Source organism: Nocardiopsis sp. YSL2, assembly GCF_030555055.1.
Classification (GTDB): domain Bacteria; phylum Actinomycetota; class Actinomycetes; order Streptosporangiales; family Streptosporangiaceae; genus Nocardiopsis.
On record NZ_JAMOAO010000001.1, the window covers coordinates 5,530,067 to 5,545,522 of the forward strand.

The window sequence follows — 15,456 nt, forward strand, 5'->3', positions numbered from 1 at the left end:
CTGTGCCGGGTCGCCCGGCACCGCCGGGCACCGCTATCCGGCGGCCTCGTCGGACCCGCCGATGTGCTTGCGCCAGTCGCCCGCGCCGACCAGCCAGTGCGGCACGATGCGTAGCGGGAAGGGAAGGTCGGTCTTGAAGACCGCCTCGCCGGAGACCGTGGCCGCTTCCCGGTATCCGCCGTCCTCCAGGCAGAGTTCGGTGATGCTCGGCAGATCGCGGTCCGGATTGATGATCCAGTACGAGTGGACGCCGAACTCCTCGTACTCGCGCCGCTTGGTGTGGTGGTCGCGGATGGCGCTCTCGGGAGAGACCACCTCGACCGCCAGGAGCGGCGGCTTGGTCAGATAGGGGCTCTCCTCGTCGGCGGCGCGCAGCACTGCCAGGTCGGGGATCCGGTGGTGGGTCCGGTCGCCGTTGACGTTGATGCCCGGGGCCGCGACGACCTCGAACTCGCCCGGGGCGAGGACACCGAGGTGTATGGCGAGCCGGGACTCGACCCGGCTGTGCAGGAAGATCGGTGCGGGCGACACGTCAAGCCGCGCGTCGACCAGCTCGTAGCGCCGTCCGTCGTCCGGCATCCGCCTGAGGTCGTCCACGGTCAGCGGGGGCTCCGCTTCCGTATCCGTCTTGCCGGTTGTCATGAGAGTCATGATGCCTCCTCGATCGCATGGTGGCCAGTCTTCCGTGACTCTCCGTGTCAGGGGCGGGAATCCGGATATTCGTGAATATGTGACTGCCCCATTCGCGTATGTGGGCGACCTTTTCCCGGGCCCCGGTGCGGGTAGGTCTGTAGGGGCGGGACCGCGCCGCTCCGGAACCCCCTCCGGTGCCGAGGTGCCCCGCCGGAGGTGAGCGCCGGTGCCCGGCCACATCGAGTTCGAGACCACGTTCAGCGTCGGTACCGACGCCGTTCTGCCCGACCTGGCCGATCTGGCGCCCGGCGGTATCGAGCGGCGTACGCACGAGCTGGACGCCGCCTACCTCGACACCGAGGACCTGCGCCTGGCCGCGCGCGGCGTCACCCTGCGCCGCCGTACCGGCGGCACCGACGCCGGCTGGCACCTGAAGATCCCGTGGGGCGAGGGCGCCAAGCGCGAGTTCCACGTCCCGCTGGGACAGGACACCGACACCGTCCCCGGTGAACTGGCCGACCTCGCACGCGCCACCGTTCGCGGCGCGGCACTGCGCCCGGTCGCGCGGATCGCCACCCGGCGCACCGAGTCCGCGCTGCGCGACGCCGACGGGACCCCGCTCGTGCTGGTCGCGGACGACACCGTCACCGGTGAGGCCACCGAATCCACCACCTGGCGGGAGGTCGAGGTCGAACTCGCCGGCGGGGACCGCGCACTGGTGGAGCGCGTCGGCGAGCGCCTGACCGCGGCGGGCGCGGTCCCCTCCGCGACCGGGAGCAAGCTGCTGACCGTGCTCGGAGACCGGGTGCCCCGACCCGCGCCCCGCCCCTCGGGCGACACGGCCGGCGACGTCGTGCGGGCCTACCTCTGGGACCAGGTCGAACACCTGCTCGTCCACGACCCCCCGGTGCGCCTGGACGAACCCGACGCCGTGCACCAGATGCGCGTGGCCACCCGCCGGATCCGCGCGGTGCTCCAGGTGTTCCCCACAGTCCTGCGCAGGGACGCCACCCGGCCGCTCGCCGACGAGTTGCGCCGCCTGTCGGGCGTGCTCGGCCTGGCCCGCGACCTGGAGGTCCTGCGCGAGCGCTGCGAGTCCTGGCTCGCCGAGCTGCCGGAGCGCACCGCGGGACACCGCCTCTCCGGAGCCTGGCTCGGCGCGATCGACGACCACCGCGCCGTCGAGACGCGCCGCATCGCCGACGAGTTGGCGGGCGCGCGCTACCTCGCGCTGCTGGACGCCCTGGACGATCTGCGCGCCGAGCCGCCGCTGACCGGGCAGGCCGGTCGGGAGGCGCGCACCGTCCTGGCCGACGACCTCACGCGCGCCTGCCACCGGCTGGCCGACGCCCACGACCACGCCACGGCCGCCCGGGGCGCCGGCGCACGGGTCACCGCCTGGCACGAGGTCCGCAAGGCCGCCAAGCGCACCCGCTACGCGGCCACGCTCGCGGCTCCCGTCCTGGGCAGGCCCGCCAAACGCGTGCGCTCGTGGGCGAGCCGTCTGCAGCAGGTCCTGGGCGAACACCAGGACGGGGTGGCTCTGCGCGCCTACCTGGCAGAACACGCGCACACCCTGGCGGCGGCGGTCGACGATCGGGACGCGGCCCTGGTGACCCTCGGCGCCCTGGCGGGAGCCGAGGCCGCCAGGGGAGCGGCGCTCATCGAGGAGGCGGCCCGGGTGTGGTCCGGGGGTCCCGACCCGCGCGACCCCCTCCCCGGGCGCTGACCCCCGCGGTCGTGCCGGGGCGCCGGGCGGCGCCTACCCCAGCGCGGCGGCCACGGCCCGGCCCGCGGTGCGGCCGGAGAACAGGCAGCCGCCCAGGAACGTGCCCTCCAGGGCGCGGTAGCCGTGCACACCGCCGCCGCCGAACCCGGCGACCTCGCCCGCGGCGTAGACGCCCGGCAGCGGGGTGCCGTCCGCGCGCAGTACCCGGGCGTCCAGGTCGGTGTGCAGCCCGCCCAGGGTCTTGCGGGTGAGGATGTGCAGGCGCACGGCGATGAGCGGGCCCGCGGCGGGGTCCAGGATCTGGTGCGGCGAGGCCACCCGGGCGAGCCGGTCGCCCCGGTACTTGCGGGCCGCGTGGATGCTCATGACCTGCACGTCCTTGGAGAAGGGGTTGACCAGTTCGCGGTCGCGGGCGACCACCTCGCGGGTCACGGTGTCGGCGTCGAGCACGCCGTCGCCCGCCACGGCCTTCATCTTGTCGATGAGCGCGGGCAGCCGGTCGGCGACCACGAAGTCCGCCCCGTGCTCCTTGAAGGCCTCCACGGGCCCGGGTGCCCCCGGCAGCACCCGCTTGAGCACCAGCTTGAGGTCCTTGCCGGTCAGGTCCGGGTTCTGTTCCGACCCCGAGAGCCCGAACTCCTTCTCGATGATCCGCTGCGAGAGCACGAACCACGTGTAGTCGTGCCCGGTGCTCATGATGTGTTCCAGCGTGCCCAGGGTGTCGAAGCCGGGCAGGTAGGGCGCGGGCAGGCGCGTGCCGGTGGCGTCCAGCCACAACGACGAGGGACCGGGCAGGATGCGGATGCCGTGCCGGGCCCAGATGGGGTTCCAGTTCTGGATCCCCTCGGTGTAGTGCCACATCCGGTCGGGGTTGATGATGTGGCCGCCGGCCTTCTCGGTGATGCCCAGCATCCGGCCGTCGACGTGCTCGGGCACGCCGGAGAGCATGTGCTCGGGCGGTGAGCCGAGCCGCGCCGGCCAGTTCCGGCGCACCAGGTCGTGGTTGGCGCCGATGCCGCCGGAGGTGACGACGACGGCCTGCGCGCCCATCTCGAACTCGCCCGCGGAGTCGCGGTTGCTGGCCTGGCCGCGCTCGGTGTCACTGGGCGCCAGCACCGTGCCCCGCACCCCCGTGACGGTCCCGTCGCTGACCACGAGGTCGTCGACCCGGTGCCGGAAGCGCAGCTGCACCAGCCCCCGATCGGCCGCGGCGCGCACCCGCCGCTCGAACGGCGCCACCACCCCCGGTCCGGTGCCCCAGGTGATGTGGAAGCGGGGGACGGAGTTTCCGTGCCCGCCGGCCAGGTAGCCGCCGCGCTCGGCCCACATGACGATGGGGAACCACCGCATGCCCATCGCGTGCAGCCAGGCGCGCTTCTCCCCGGCGGCGAAGTCGACGTAGGCCTCGGCCCACTTGCGCGGCCAGGCGTCCTCGGGGCGGTCGAAGGCGGCGGTGCCCATCCAGTCCTGCAGTGCCAGTTCGGCCGAGTCCCTGATCCCCATCCGGCGCTGCTCGGGCGTGTCCACGAACATCAGGCCGCCGAACGACCAGTGCGCCTGGCCGCCCAGGGAGTGCTCGGGCTCCTGGTCCAGCAACAGGACCCGCTTGCCCGCCTCGGCCAGTTCGGCCGTGGCGGCCAGCCCGGCCAGTCCGGCTCCGACGACGATCGCGTCGGCCTGCTCCTTGCTCATGGACCCGTCCCTTCGTCGTGCCGCGCGGGCACAGTGTGCGCGATGATGACGACTCTGGCCCCGACGCACGCTCCGGGCAAGGCCGGTGTGTGTTCCGCGCCATATCCTTTGTCACCCGGTGACAAGGTCGGGTCATGTGGCACCATGGTCCGGCCGCGGTCCGCAGACGTCGCTCCGGACCCGGAACGGCCCGTGCCGCAGTGGCCGGGCGCCCGTCACCCCACCAAGGAATCCCCCGTGTACTTCCATCCCCCGACCTTCGAGGCCGGTCCCGTGGCCACCGCGATCGGCCTGGGCCTGATCGCCTACCTCCTCGTCCTGCCGCTCGTCCTGCGGCGCCTGAGCTCGTCGTCCACACGGCCGGGGACCCCGGCGTCGCGCGTCTACCGGTTCACGTGCTGGTCGAGCCTGGGCGAGGCGGTGGCGGCGTTGTCCTTCGTCGGCACCGCCACCGCCGTGACCACCGCGGACCTCGGCCTGGCCGCGACGACCGTGTACTGGTTCGGCGACAACCCGCCCGCGACGGTGGTCTCCCTGCTCGTCGTCTGGGGATGGCCGCTCCTGGTCGTGGGCGCCGCCGTCCAGATCTGGGTCGGGGTGCGACGGAGTGCCACGATCGCGCGGGGCGAGGCCCCACCGCTGCGGCTGCCGCCCGGCACGGCCGCGCTCCTGCCCCGGAGCGCGCAGGAGCGGGGCTGGATGGTGGCGGCGTCGATCGTGGGGACCCTGTGCGCGGTCGTGATCACGCACGCGGTGCTCGTGCCCCTGCTCCTGGTCCGGTTCGGCCTCCACCCGGGGGACGTGGTCCTGGTCATCGCCCTGCTGTCCGGTTGGTCGGTGTCCCACTGCGGCTGGCGCGGCGCCCTCACCATGGCGGTGGTCACGTTCGTGGCTACCGGCGCCTACCTGTTCGTGCTCGCGGGGTCCCTGCTGTTCCCGCTCCTCTTCTGGGGGCTGTTCACCGCCGTGAACACCCTGTCCGCCATGAATCTGGGCCGGGAACGGCCGCCGTCGGTCCAGGAGGAGCGGGAGACCGACGGCTCGACCGCGCAGGCCTGAGCCCTCAGGCTCCGAAGCGGACCAGCGACCGGCCGCCCTGGCCCCGGCGCATGCGCTCGAAGGCCTCGGGCACCCCGTCGAGGGAGATCTCGTCGGTGATCATCGCCGACAGCCTCAGCTCGCCCGAGCGCACCTGCTCGGCCAGGACGGGGATGTCGCGGGCCGGGTCGCTGGACCCGAACACGCATCCGCGCAGCGTGCGCGCCTGGTGGAACAGCTCCAGGGCGTTGAAGCTCACCTCGTCGTCGACCCGGCCCAGTCCCACGACGGTGACGGTGCCCCCGCGCCGGGTGGCCTTCCAGGCCGCGCGCACCACCTTGGCCGACCCGACGACCTCGAAGACGTGGTCGGCGCCCCGGCCCTCGGTCAGCCCCCGCACCTGCTTGGTCAGCGTCGCGTCGGCCTGCAGGAAGTGGGTGGCGCCCAGCGACCGGGCCAGTTCCTCCTTGGCGGGGGAGACGTCCACCGCGATGAGGGGGTCGGCCCCCGCCAGGCGGGCCGCCTGGAGCAGTGACAGGCCCACCCCGCCCAGGCCCATGACCACGGCGGACTGGCCCGGGCGCACGTGCGCGGAGTTGTTGACCGCGCCCCATCCGGTGATCACCGCGCAGCCGAGCACGGCGGCGACCGAGGGGTCGATGCCGTCGGGCAGGGGGACGACGGCGTGCACGGGCACGACGGTGGCCTCGGCGAAGGCGCCCGTGCCCAGCCCCGGGTAGACGGGGGTGCCGTCGGTGAGTTCCGCGTAGGGCGTCAGCATGCCGTCCAGGGCGTGCTCGCACAGGTGGGGCTCGTCCTGGCGGCAGAACCAGCACTCGCGGCACGGCGGCGCCCAGTTGAGGATCACCTGCTGGCCCGGCATCACACTGGTCACGCCCTCGCCCACGGCCTCGACGGTCCCGGTGCCCTCGTGTCCCAGGACGGCCGGCATCTTCTGCGCCAGGGTGCCGTTGGACAGGGACAGGTCGGAGTGGCAGACACCGGCCGCGGCGATGCGGACCCGCACCTGGCCGGGACCGGGGTCGGGCAGGACCACGTCGCGGATCTCCGGGGGCGCGTCGATCTCGTGGAAGACGGCGGCCTTGACGGTCGTACTCATAGGGGCGCTCCAATCGCGGACTGCCGTGACCCTAGCAATACCGACCGGTTGGTACAGAGCGCGGGTGGGGCGAGCCGGATCCTGGCACGGATCGTCCCGGACGGCGGGAACGGCGTCGACGTTTCCACGAAATCGCCGAACTCATGGCGATGACTTTGGAGAAATCGCCATCGTGGGCGCCCGGTCCCGCGGGTATCTTCGTCGCGTCCGTGCGGACGGTGTGACGCCGTCCACACCTGTTCACCGCCGGGGCTCGGCCCGCGGCGCGCGTCTGGGAGGTTCCATGGCTCGATCCGGGGATGCGGTACGGACCCGGCGGCACTACCTCATGTGCCCGCCCACCTACTTCGCCGTCGAATACGCGATCAATCCCTGGATGGACCCGGCGGCCGGTGTCGACCGCGCGCGGGCCATCCGGCAGTGGGAGGCCCTGCGCGACCTGTACCGCTCGCTGGGGCACCGGGTCAGTGAGATCACGCCGATCGACGGCCTGCCCGACATGGTCTTCGCCGCCAACGGCGCCCTGGTCGTCGACGGCCGGGTCTACGGCGCCCGCTTCGCCAGTGCCGAGCGCACCCCCGAGGGGCCCGCCTACCTGGACTGGTTCCGCCAGGCCGGGTTCACCCAGACCCGAGAGCCCAAGCACGTCAACGAGGGCGAGGGCGACTTCATCACCCTCGACGAGGTCGTCCTGGCGGCCACGGGCTTTCGGACCGAGGCCGCCGCCCACCAGGAGGCCGAGCGCTTCCTCGGCCGCCCCGTCATCACCCTGCAACTGGTCGACCCGCGCTTCTACCACCTGGACACCGCCCTCTTCGCGCTCTCGGGCGACCAGGTCGCCTACTACCCGGGCGCCTTCTCCGACGGCAGCAGGCGTGTGCTGGCCTCGCTGTTCCCCGACGCCCTGCTGGCCACCGAGGAGGACGCGGCCGTCCTGGGGCTCAACGCGGTCTGCGACGGCACCGACGTCGTCATCGCGGCCGAGGCCGTGTCCCTGGCCGAGCGGCTGCGCGACCGGGGCTACCGCGTGCACCCGGTGGAGCTGGACGAGCTGCGCAAGGCGGGCGGCGGCGCCAAGTGCTGCACCCTGGAGATCCGGCACGCACGCGACTGACAAGGCCAGGGTGTCGAAAACGTACCCATGTGCGCATCCCGGCCACTAAACGTGCCTGAGTGTGGGAAATGCCACGCTGGGTCAGGGTGGACTAACTGATTGCTACTGGTCACGCGCGTGGGGTCGCTCCCGGACCGCCGCGGGTCGCCCGTACGCGGGACGATGGCCCCTGGTCAAAAACGCCCCGGCCCCTAGGGTTTGGAGATGTGAAGACCAAACAGCGCCGACTGCCGCGTCGGGTCCGAGAACAGCAGATGATCGACGCCGCCGTCACCGCTTTCTCCAAGGGCGACTACCACACGGTCCGCGTGGAGGAGATCGCGGAGGCGGCCGGTACGTCCAAGCCCACCGTCTACCACTACCTCGGTTCCAAGGAAGGTCTGTTCACCGCCTGTGTGCGCCGGGAGGCCGACCGGCTCATCCAGGCCATCCGCAGGGCCGTCCACGAGCCACCGGCCGACGCCGGAGACGACCCCCTGCGCCGCGGGATCCAGGCCTTCTTCACCTACGTCACCGAGAACCGCGAGAGCTGGACGGTCCTGTACCGTCGCGCCGCCGTCCAGGGCGAGCCCTTCGCGGCCGAGGCCACCCGGGTGCGCGAGCGTGTGATGGCCGAGATCGTCGACCTCGTCACCACCTGCACCCGTGGCGCGCCCGGCGGCACCTCCGGTCACGACCAGAGGTGCCCTGACGCCAAGGACGCCCAGCTCATGGCCCGTATCGCGGTCAGTACCGCCGACGCCTTCGCCGACTGGCTCGTGGAGCACCCGGAGGAGTCGCCCGACGCCATGGCGGGGCACGTCACCGAGCTCGCCTGGTCGCACCTGGGCGAACACCGGGCGGGCGCCGCGCTGTGACGAGGCGGACGGGGGTGCCCCGCCGTCCCCGTGCCCTCGGACACGGGGACGACCCTCGCTCGCGCGTGCCCGGTGCGAGCGCCGCGCCGCGGGACCCGCACCGGGAGCGTTGCGCGTCCTATTCCCGCGGTGCCGGAGTGAGGCGTTCGTAGCAGTCGTAGTTGCGCTGGGCGATGATCCTGCCGTCCCGGAACTCCAGGAACGCCGCGATGTGGGCTCTCAGGACCTGGCCGGCGGCCAGGCCCGCGACCGGCACGGACAGCGTCCCGGACCACACCACCTCGAGGGCGACCTGGTCGCCCTCGGCGACGGCGTTGCGCACCTCGAAGTCCTGGTGGGCCAGCATCGACGCGCCCTGGCCGGCCGCCGCGACGACCTCCGACACGTCGCGGACCGTGCCGTCCGGGAACAGTGTGTTGGGCAGTTGCGTGTGGACCGACTCCGGGTGGAGGAAGGCGGAGAGCTCCTCGGGCCCGGCGAAGCGCGACACGGCCTGGTGGTAGCGGACGGCCGTACGGACGTGGGGGTGACTGGATTCCATCATATAGACAACCTTAGTTGCACAACCATGGTTGTCAATGGACACTGGAGTCATGACACCACCAGTGGATCCCGATGACCTCGACACCGGCACCCTCGCCCTCTTCGTCGGATCGGCCGCGGCCTCCAGCGTCCAGGAGCGCATCGCCGCCGACGGCTTCACCGGTCTGCGGACCTCCCACGGCTACCTCTTCCAGCACCTCCTCGGCGCCGCGCCCACCATCCGGGACCTGGCCGCCGCGCTCGAGATGACCCAGCAGGGCGCCTCGAAGGCGGTGGCCGAACTCGAAGCGCTCGGCTACGCCGAACGCCGCCCCGACCCGCACGACGCCCGTGTCCGCCGCGTCGCCCTGACCCCCCGGGGCCACGAGGCCGTCGACGCGGCCCGCCGTGCCCGCACGGAACTGGAGGAACGTCTCCGCGAGTGTCTGGGGGACCGCGGCCTGGACACCGCCCGCGCTCTGCTGCGCGAGCTGCTCGACGAACTCGGCGGCACCGAGGCCGTGCGTCGGCGCCGGGTGCGGCCGCCGCGATGAGGACGGCGCGGCGGCCGCACCCCCCGGACCCGAGGCGCCCGGGTCGCCGCGGCTAGGCCAGCGAGCTCATGACGTGCTTGACGCGCGTGTAGTCCTCCAGGCTGTAGGCGGACAGGTCCTTGCCGTACCCCGAGTGCTTGAACCCGCCGTGCGGCATCTCCGAGGTCAGCTCCCCGTGGGAGTTCACCCAGACCGCGCCGAAGTCCAGCTCCGCGCTGACGCGCATCGCCCGCGCGTGGTCGGCCGTCCACACCGAGGACGCCAGCCCCTGGTCGACCCCGTTGGCCAGGCCCACGGCCTCCGCCTCGTCGGCGAACCGCTGCACCGTCACGACCGGTCCGAAGACCTCCTCGCGCACGATCTCGTCGTCGGCGCGCAGACCCGACACGACCGTGGGCGCCAGGAAGAAGCCCCGCCCGCCCACCCGGTGCCCGCCGGTCTGCACGACCGCGTGCGCGGGCAGCCGCTCCAGCAACCCCGTCACCCGCGCGAACTGGTCGGCGTTGTTGAGCGGACCGAAGTCGCCGTTCTGCCCGCTGGGCAGCCCCGTGGTCTGCTCCGAGGCCAGGCGTGCCAGCTCCGCCACGAACGCGTCGTGCACGCCCTCCTGCACCAGCACCCGCGTCGCGGCGGTGCAGTCCTGTCCGGCGTTGAGGAAGCCCCCGGCCACCACGCCCGCGGCCGTCGCCGCCACGTCGGCGTCGTCGAACACCAGCACCGGCGCGTTGCCGCCCAGCTCCAGGTGCAGGCGCTTGAGGTCGGCCGACGCCGCCCGCGCCACCTGCACACCTGCCCGGGTGGACCCGGTGATCGACACCAGGCGCGCGGCCGGGTGCTCCACCACCAGGCGGCCGGTGTCGCGGTCGCCCACCACCGTGGACAGCACGCCCGCCGGCAGCACCCGCGCGGCGAGCTCGGCGAGCATGACCGTGGTGGTCGGCGTGGTCTCGGCGGGCTTGAGCACGACCGTGTTGCCGGCGGCCAGCGCCGGACCGATCTTCCACACCGCCATCATCAGCGGGTAGTTCCACGGTGTCACGCCCACGCACACGCCCACCGGCTCGCGGCGGATCCACGAGGTGTGCCCGCCCATGTACTCGGCGGCCGCGCGGCCCTCCAGGTGGCGCGCGGCCCCGGCGAAGAAGCGCAGGGTGTCCACGCAGAAGGGGATCTCCTCCTCCAGCATCGACGCGCGCGGCTTGCCGGTCTCGCGGCACTCGGCGTCGGCGAACTCCTCGGCCCGCGCGGCCAGGCCGTCGGCCAGGGCCAGCAGCACCTCCTGGCGCCGTGCCGGGGCGGCCTCGCGGCGCAAGGTCGAGAAGGCGCGGGCGGCGGCGGTCATCGCGGCCTCCACCTCGGGCCCTCCGCAGATCCCCGCCCGGCCGCTCACCTCGCCGGTGACCGGGTCCACCAGGTCCAGGACCCGGTCCCCCTCGGGTAGGACGGGGGCGCCGTCGATGAAGCTCGGCAGGGTGTCGAACGCGTGCGTCGGCATGGTCTCTCGTTTCGTCGGTCGGTGTGGGAAGGGCGTGCCCCGGGTCGGGGGATCGGGGCGGACGGCGCCGGTCGGGTTCTCAGGCGGTGTGGGTGGGGGCGAACAGTCCCAGCACCATGGGCAGGACGACCACGTGCGGACCGGGCGCGGCCAGGGCGGCGGCCAGGTCCTCGCGCAGCCGCTCGGGTGCGGTGAGGGTGGAGGGCACCCCGAACGCGGCGGCCAGCGCGGCGAAGTCCGGGCGCGCCAGCTCCGTGTGGGCGGCCTGGCCGAACGCGTCCTCCATGTACTCGCGCAGGATGCCGTAGCCGCCGTCGTCGACGACCAGCCACGTCACGTCCAGATCGTGCTGGCGGGCGGTGGCCAGCTCCGCGATCGAGTACATGGCGCCGCCGTCGCCGGACACGGCCAGGACCGGCCCGTCCCCGGCGGCGGCCGCGCCCAGGGCGGCGGGCAGCCCGTAGCCGAGCCCGCCCGCGCCCTGCGCGGAGAACATCCGGCCCCGGCGCGGATCCCACGCCGACCACGCCCAGTAGGCGAGCATCGTCATGTCCCAGAAGCTCGGCGCGTCGTCGGGCAGCGCGGCGCGCACGGCGGCCAGCACGTCCCGTTCGGCGGACAGGTCCTGGGCGTCCAGGCGGGCGGCCACCGCGGCCCTGACCCCGGCCACCTCCGCGGCCACGGCCGGGTCGTGCGGCCGGCGCGTGACCCGCGCGGCCAGCGCGGCCAGGGTCAGGGCGGCGTCGCCGTGCACGCCCAGCGCCGAGACGTTGGACTCCAGCTTGCCCAGGTCGGCCTCGACCTGCACCACCCGGCCCCGAGGGGCGAGGGTGTGGTAGTTGCTGGACAGCTCGCCCAGCCCCGATCCGACCACCAGGAGCACGTCGGCGCCGGCGAGGTAGTCCGTGGTGTGCCGGTCCTCCAGCCACGACTGGAGCGAGAGCGGGTGCTCCCACGGGAAGGCGTCCTTGGCGCCGAACGTGGTCGCCACCGGCGCCTGCAGGGCCTCGGCCAGATCCAGCAGGGCCCCGTGGCCGCCCGCGCGGCCCACGCCGCCGCCGGCCAGCACGACCGGGCGCCGGGCGCCGTCCAGCAGCCGGGCCGCCTCGGCGACCAGTTCCGCGCGCGGCTCCAGAGGGGCGGGGGAGCCGTCCACGTCCGCCACGGGCGGCAGCGCGGTCGGCTCCAGCAGCACGTCCTGCGGGATCTCCACCAGCACCGGGCCGGCCGGGGCAGCGGCGGCGGTCCGCCAGGCCTCGGCCAGCGCCGAGGGGATCTGCGAGGCGTGCCGCGCCGTGTACACCGACTTGGTGACGTTCGCGAAGCCCGCCGACTGCTCGGGCAGCTCGTGCAGGAAGCCGCGCCGGGCCCCGCCCAGGCCCGCGCGCGGGATCTGGGCGCTGATCACGAGCACGGGCGCGCTGGAGGCCTTGGACTCCTGCAGCGAGGCCAGCGTCAGGAGCGCACCGGGTCCGGTGGAGACCAGCAGCGGAGCCACGCACCCGGTCCGCCGGGCGTAGCCGTCGGCGGCGAAGGCGGCGTTGTTCTCCACCCGGGCGGAGACGAACTCCAGTTCCGAGCGCCGCAGGGCGTCGAACAGCCCCAGCGCGTGCTGGCCCGGGATGCCGAACGCCACCCGGGCGCCCAGCGCCGTCAGGGTCTCGGTGACCAGGTCACCGCCGTTGCGCGGGGCGCCCACGGGTTCAGTCCCCCAGGCCGTGGTTGAGGGCCAGCACACTCACGAGGTCGTAGGCCACGTGCGAGGCGGCGGTGGCGGTGATCTGCGCGTGGTCGTAGGCCGGGGCGACCTCCACCACGTCCGCGCCCACGAGGTGGCAGGTCGACAGCCCGCGCAGGATCTCCAGGAGCTCGCGGCTGGTCAGTCCGCCCGCCTCCGGGGTGCCCGTGCCCGGGGCGTGGGCGGGGTCCAGGACGTCGATGTCCACGGACACGTAGAGCGGGCGGCGGCCGACGCGCTGGCGCAGCGCGTCGGAGATCTCGTCCACGCCCTTGCGCATGACGTCGGCGGCGGTGACGATGCCGAAGCCGAAGCGCCGGTCGTCCTCCAGGTCGCGCTTGCCGTACAGCGGCCCGCGGGTGCCCACGTGCGCGATCGCCTCGGTGTCGAGGATGCCCTCCTCGACGGCGCGGCGGAACGGGGTGCCGTGCGTGTAGGGCTCACCGAAGTAGGTGTCCCAGGTGTCCAGGTGGGCGTCGAAGTGGACCATGGCGATGGGGCCGTGCTGACGGTACAGCGAGCGCAGCAGGGGCAGCGCGATCGTGTGGTCGCCGCCCAGGGTGACCAGCTTGGTCCCGGCCCGCACGAACTCCGAGGCCGCCTGGTCGACGGTCTCGACGGCGTCGCCGATGGAGAACGGGTTGACCGCGATGTCGCCGCCGTCGACCACCTGCGCGGAGGCGAACGGGGACACGTCCAGGCCCGGGTGGTAGGGGCGCAGCAGGCGGCTGGCCTCACGGATGGCCGAGGGGCCGAACCGGGCCCCGGGACGGTAGGACACACCGGTGTCGAAGGGCACACCGACGACGGCGATGTCGGCCTTGTCGACCTGGTCGATGCGCGGCAGCCGCGCGTAGGTCGCCGGTCCGGCGAAGCGCGGGACGAGACTGGAGTCGGTGGGTCCGATCGGTGTGTTCATCGGTGGTGCTCCCTGTCGGTGCGTCGGTGGACGTCGTCGTCGAATGCGGTCAGTGGGAGGTGGTCGGGGAGGGGCGGCGCCGTCGCCGGGGCGGTCGGGGCCGTGAGTCCCGGAGCCCGGGGCGGGGACGGTGTCCTCGCCCCGCAGGCGGCTCCGCGGGTCACACGAACTGTCGTCAGGTTAGGTAGCGATTACACTCCTCTCCAGTGGATGATCCGCACCAGAACCGAACCTGATCTGGACGAATCATCCACAACGTGCGGTCCGCGCCTCCGTGGACGCAACACCGGCGACACACGTCCGCGCCCCCGGCGCGGGGAAGGGCCCCGCCATGGCCGACACCGCGTTCCGCGACGACTCCCACTCCGTGCCCCTGAGCACCGTGGTGGGCCGTCGCGACCTCGACCTGGCCACCGTCGTGGCCGCGGGCGACCCGGGCATCGGCTGGGCGGTGGTCAGCGAGCTCGACGACCCGGCCGTCTACCTGCGCGGCGGCGAACTCCTGCTGACCGCCGGCGTCAACCTGCCCGCCACCGCGGCGGGCCTGCGCGCCTACGTGGCGTCCCTGGTCGGCGCCGGAGTGAGCGCCGTCGGCTTCGGCGTCACCCCCGTGCTCGACACCGTTCCCGTCGGCCTGATCGAGCAGTGCCACCTGCAGGGCCTTCCCCTGGTGGAGGTCCCCAGGCCCACGCCGTTCACGGCCGTCAGCCAGGCCGTGGGCGAGGAACTGGAGGAGCGCCGCCTGCGCGACCTGCGCCGCCTGGGCGAGGCCCACCAGGCGCTCGCCCGCGCGGTCTCCGACCCCGACCCCGCGGGGCGCGTGCTGCGCGTCCTGGCCGAGTCCCTCGCCGGCTGGGCCGCCCTCTCCGGACCCGACCCGCGGCGCACCCCGACCGCCCCCGCCGACCTGTCCGACCTGTCCGGCCTGCTCGACAAGCTCTCCTCCGTGCGCGGCCCGCGCAGCGCCAAGGCCCTCTCCGGGGACGACGAGGTCTTCCTCCACACGGTCGGCACGCCGCCCGAGGACCACGGCGTGGTCCTGGTGGGCCGCCCCGAGCCGCTCGGCATCACCGACCGCGCGGTGCTGCGCACCGCCACCGCCCTGCTCGACCTGCTGGCCCGGACCGCCGGCGAGGCCCCGCCCGTCCCCGGCCGCCTGCTCACCGGCCTGCTCCTCGACGGCGGCGTCACCCGCGCCACCGCCCCCCTGCTCGCCGAACTCACCCGCGCCGGCCCCACCGCGGCCGCACCGGCCCCCGGAACCGCCGGGACAGCCCCGTCGGACCGCTCCCCGGAGGCCCCCGGACCCACGGGGTCCTCCTCCGGAACCGCCGCGGCCCCGGACGGCTCCCACAGCGCGTGCTACCGGGTCCTGCACGCCTGTGCGCGCCCGGGACGGCGTACCGCCCCGGCGGCGCTGCCCCTGGACACACCGGTACTGGACCACACGGGCGCGGCGGGGGAGGAGCGCCTGCGGGCGGTGCTCGCCGACCGGGGGGAGGACGTCCACCGGGACCGACTGGAGGAGTTGCGCGTGCACGGCTGGACGGGTGCGCTGAGCGCGCCGGCGCCGCCCTCCGGTCTGGCCGAGGCCGACCGCCAGGCGGCCGCCCTCCTGGCCCGCGCCCGCGCCTCCGGCACGCCGCTGCTGTGGGGCACCGGCACCGACCCCTTCGACGCCCTCCTGGACCCGGGCGGCGTCGACGACCTGGCGCGCCGCGTGCTCGGGCCGCTGGCGGTGGACACCGACTCCGCGCGCACTCTGCGCCACACGCTGCGCGCGTGGCTCACCCGCCACGGAAACTGGGACCGCGCCGCCGCCGACCTGGGCACGCACCGCAACAGCGTCCGCTACAGGATCAGCCGGATCGAACGCGACCTGGGCGTGGACCTGGGCGACGCCGAGCAGCGGATGCGGCTGTGGTTCGCCCTCTCCCGGTGGCGTCCGTGAGCGTGCACGCGCGTCCGCACGTGGCCGGATCCGGTCACCGTCCGGGGCGGACGTGCGCGAGGCCCGATGCCGGTGGATCCGGCCCGTGGGCGGG

At 74.0% G+C, this 15,456-nt stretch carries 13 protein-coding genes; 6 read left to right on the forward strand and 7 right to left on the reverse strand.

Going from position 1 to position 15,456, the window contains the following annotated elements; all coding sequences use genetic code 11:
- Positions 1–33: 33 nt before the first annotated feature.
- Positions 34–651: a Uma2 family endonuclease gene (locus M1P99_RS24455; RefSeq protein ID WP_304454921.1), complete on the reverse strand. Its 618-nt coding sequence runs from the start codon at positions 649–651 to the stop codon at positions 34–36.
- Positions 652–859: 208 nt separating this feature from the next.
- Between M1P99_RS24455 and M1P99_RS24460 the strand changes: the two genes are divergently transcribed.
- Positions 860–2,362, forward strand: a complete 1,503-nt coding sequence (locus M1P99_RS24460) for a CYTH and CHAD domain-containing protein (protein ID WP_304454922.1) — start codon at positions 860–862, stop codon at positions 2,360–2,362.
- A 33-nt stretch (positions 2,363–2,395) separates the two neighbouring features.
- Here the strand turns inward: M1P99_RS24460 and M1P99_RS24465 are convergent, their stop codons facing one another.
- The gene (locus tag M1P99_RS24465) at positions 2,396–4,054 is read right to left on the reverse strand and encodes an FAD-binding dehydrogenase (protein WP_304454923.1); all 1,659 of its coding nucleotides are present in this window, start codon (positions 4,052–4,054) and stop codon (positions 2,396–2,398) included.
- A gap of 237 nt (positions 4,055–4,291) precedes the next feature.
- Between M1P99_RS24465 and M1P99_RS24470 the strand changes: the two genes are divergently transcribed.
- Complete coding sequence (locus tag M1P99_RS24470) at positions 4,292–5,113, forward strand: hypothetical protein (RefSeq protein WP_304454924.1); 822 nt, start codon at positions 4,292–4,294, stop codon at positions 5,111–5,113.
- Positions 5,114–5,117: 4 nt separating this feature from the next.
- Here the strand turns inward: M1P99_RS24470 and M1P99_RS24475 are convergent, their stop codons facing one another.
- Positions 5,118–6,212 carry a Zn-dependent alcohol dehydrogenase gene (locus M1P99_RS24475; protein ID WP_304454925.1) on the reverse strand — a complete coding sequence of 365 codons (1,095 nt, stop codon included), beginning with the start codon at positions 6,210–6,212 and terminating at the stop codon, positions 5,118–5,120.
- A gap of 283 nt (positions 6,213–6,495) precedes the next feature.
- Between M1P99_RS24475 and ddaH the strand changes: the two genes are divergently transcribed.
- Entirely contained in the window at positions 6,496–7,326 is an 831-nt protein-coding gene (gene ddaH / locus M1P99_RS24480; RefSeq protein WP_304454926.1) for a dimethylargininase, read from the forward strand.
- Positions 7,327–7,532: 206 nt separating this feature from the next.
- The gene (locus M1P99_RS24485) at positions 7,533–8,183 is read left to right on the forward strand and encodes a TetR/AcrR family transcriptional regulator (protein ID WP_304454927.1); all 651 of its coding nucleotides are present in this window, start codon (positions 7,533–7,535) and stop codon (positions 8,181–8,183) included.
- 118 nt (positions 8,184–8,301) lie between these two features.
- Here the strand turns inward: M1P99_RS24485 and M1P99_RS24490 are convergent, their stop codons facing one another.
- Complete coding sequence (locus M1P99_RS24490; RefSeq protein WP_304454928.1) at positions 8,302–8,727, reverse strand: nuclear transport factor 2 family protein; 426 nt, start codon at positions 8,725–8,727, stop codon at positions 8,302–8,304.
- Between the two features lie 49 nt (positions 8,728–8,776).
- On the opposite strand from M1P99_RS24490, the gene M1P99_RS24495 reads away from it, so the two are divergent.
- Entirely contained in the window at positions 8,777–9,259 is a 483-nt protein-coding gene (locus M1P99_RS24495) for a MarR family winged helix-turn-helix transcriptional regulator (RefSeq protein ID WP_304454929.1), read from the forward strand.
- 52 nt (positions 9,260–9,311) lie between these two features.
- Here the strand turns inward: M1P99_RS24495 and M1P99_RS24500 are convergent, their stop codons facing one another.
- From M1P99_RS24500 to speB, 3 genes are all read right to left on the reverse strand, one after another.
- On the reverse strand, positions 9,312–10,754 hold the full coding sequence (locus M1P99_RS24500) for an aminobutyraldehyde dehydrogenase (RefSeq protein ID WP_304454930.1): 1,443 nt from the start codon (positions 10,752–10,754) through the stop codon (positions 9,312–9,314).
- Between the two features lie 79 nt (positions 10,755–10,833).
- Positions 10,834–12,453, reverse strand: a complete 1,620-nt coding sequence (locus tag M1P99_RS24505) for a thiamine pyrophosphate-binding protein (RefSeq protein WP_304454931.1) — start codon at positions 12,451–12,453, stop codon at positions 10,834–10,836.
- 4 nt (positions 12,454–12,457) lie between these two features.
- Entirely contained in the window at positions 12,458–13,411 is a 954-nt protein-coding gene (gene speB, locus M1P99_RS24510; RefSeq protein WP_304454932.1) for an agmatinase, read from the reverse strand.
- A gap of 331 nt (positions 13,412–13,742) precedes the next feature.
- Here speB and M1P99_RS24515 point away from each other — a divergent pair, with 331 nt between their 5' ends.
- A complete protein-coding gene (locus tag M1P99_RS24515; RefSeq protein ID WP_304454933.1) occupies positions 13,743–15,362 on the forward strand; it encodes a PucR family transcriptional regulator in 1,620 nt (539 codons plus the stop codon).
- Positions 15,363–15,456 lie beyond the last annotated feature (94 nt).

Coding starts and splice junctions, on each gene's coding strand:
- M1P99_RS24495 (WP_304454929.1), top strand. CDS start 8,777: ATGACACCACCAGTGGATCCCGATGACCTCGACACCGGCACCCTCGCC.
- M1P99_RS24475 (WP_304454925.1), bottom strand. CDS start 6,212: ATGAGTACGACCGTCAAGGCCGCCGTCTTCCACGAGATCGACGCGCCC.
- M1P99_RS24455 (WP_304454921.1), bottom strand. CDS start 651: ATGACTCTCATGACAACCGGCAAGACGGATACGGAAGCGGAGCCCCCG.
- M1P99_RS24500 (WP_304454930.1), bottom strand. CDS start 10,754: ATGCCGACGCACGCGTTCGACACCCTGCCGAGCTTCATCGACGGCGCC.
- M1P99_RS24515 (WP_304454933.1), top strand. CDS start 13,743: ATGGCCGACACCGCGTTCCGCGACGACTCCCACTCCGTGCCCCTGAGC.
- M1P99_RS24465 (WP_304454923.1), bottom strand. CDS start 4,054: ATGAGCAAGGAGCAGGCCGACGCGATCGTCGTCGGAGCCGGACTGGCC.
- ddaH (WP_304454926.1), top strand. CDS start 6,496: ATGGCTCGATCCGGGGATGCGGTACGGACCCGGCGGCACTACCTCATG.
- M1P99_RS24490 (WP_304454928.1), bottom strand. CDS start 8,727: ATGATGGAATCCAGTCACCCCCACGTCCGTACGGCCGTCCGCTACCAC.
- speB (WP_304454932.1), bottom strand. CDS start 13,411: ATGAACACACCGATCGGACCCACCGACTCCAGTCTCGTCCCGCGCTTC.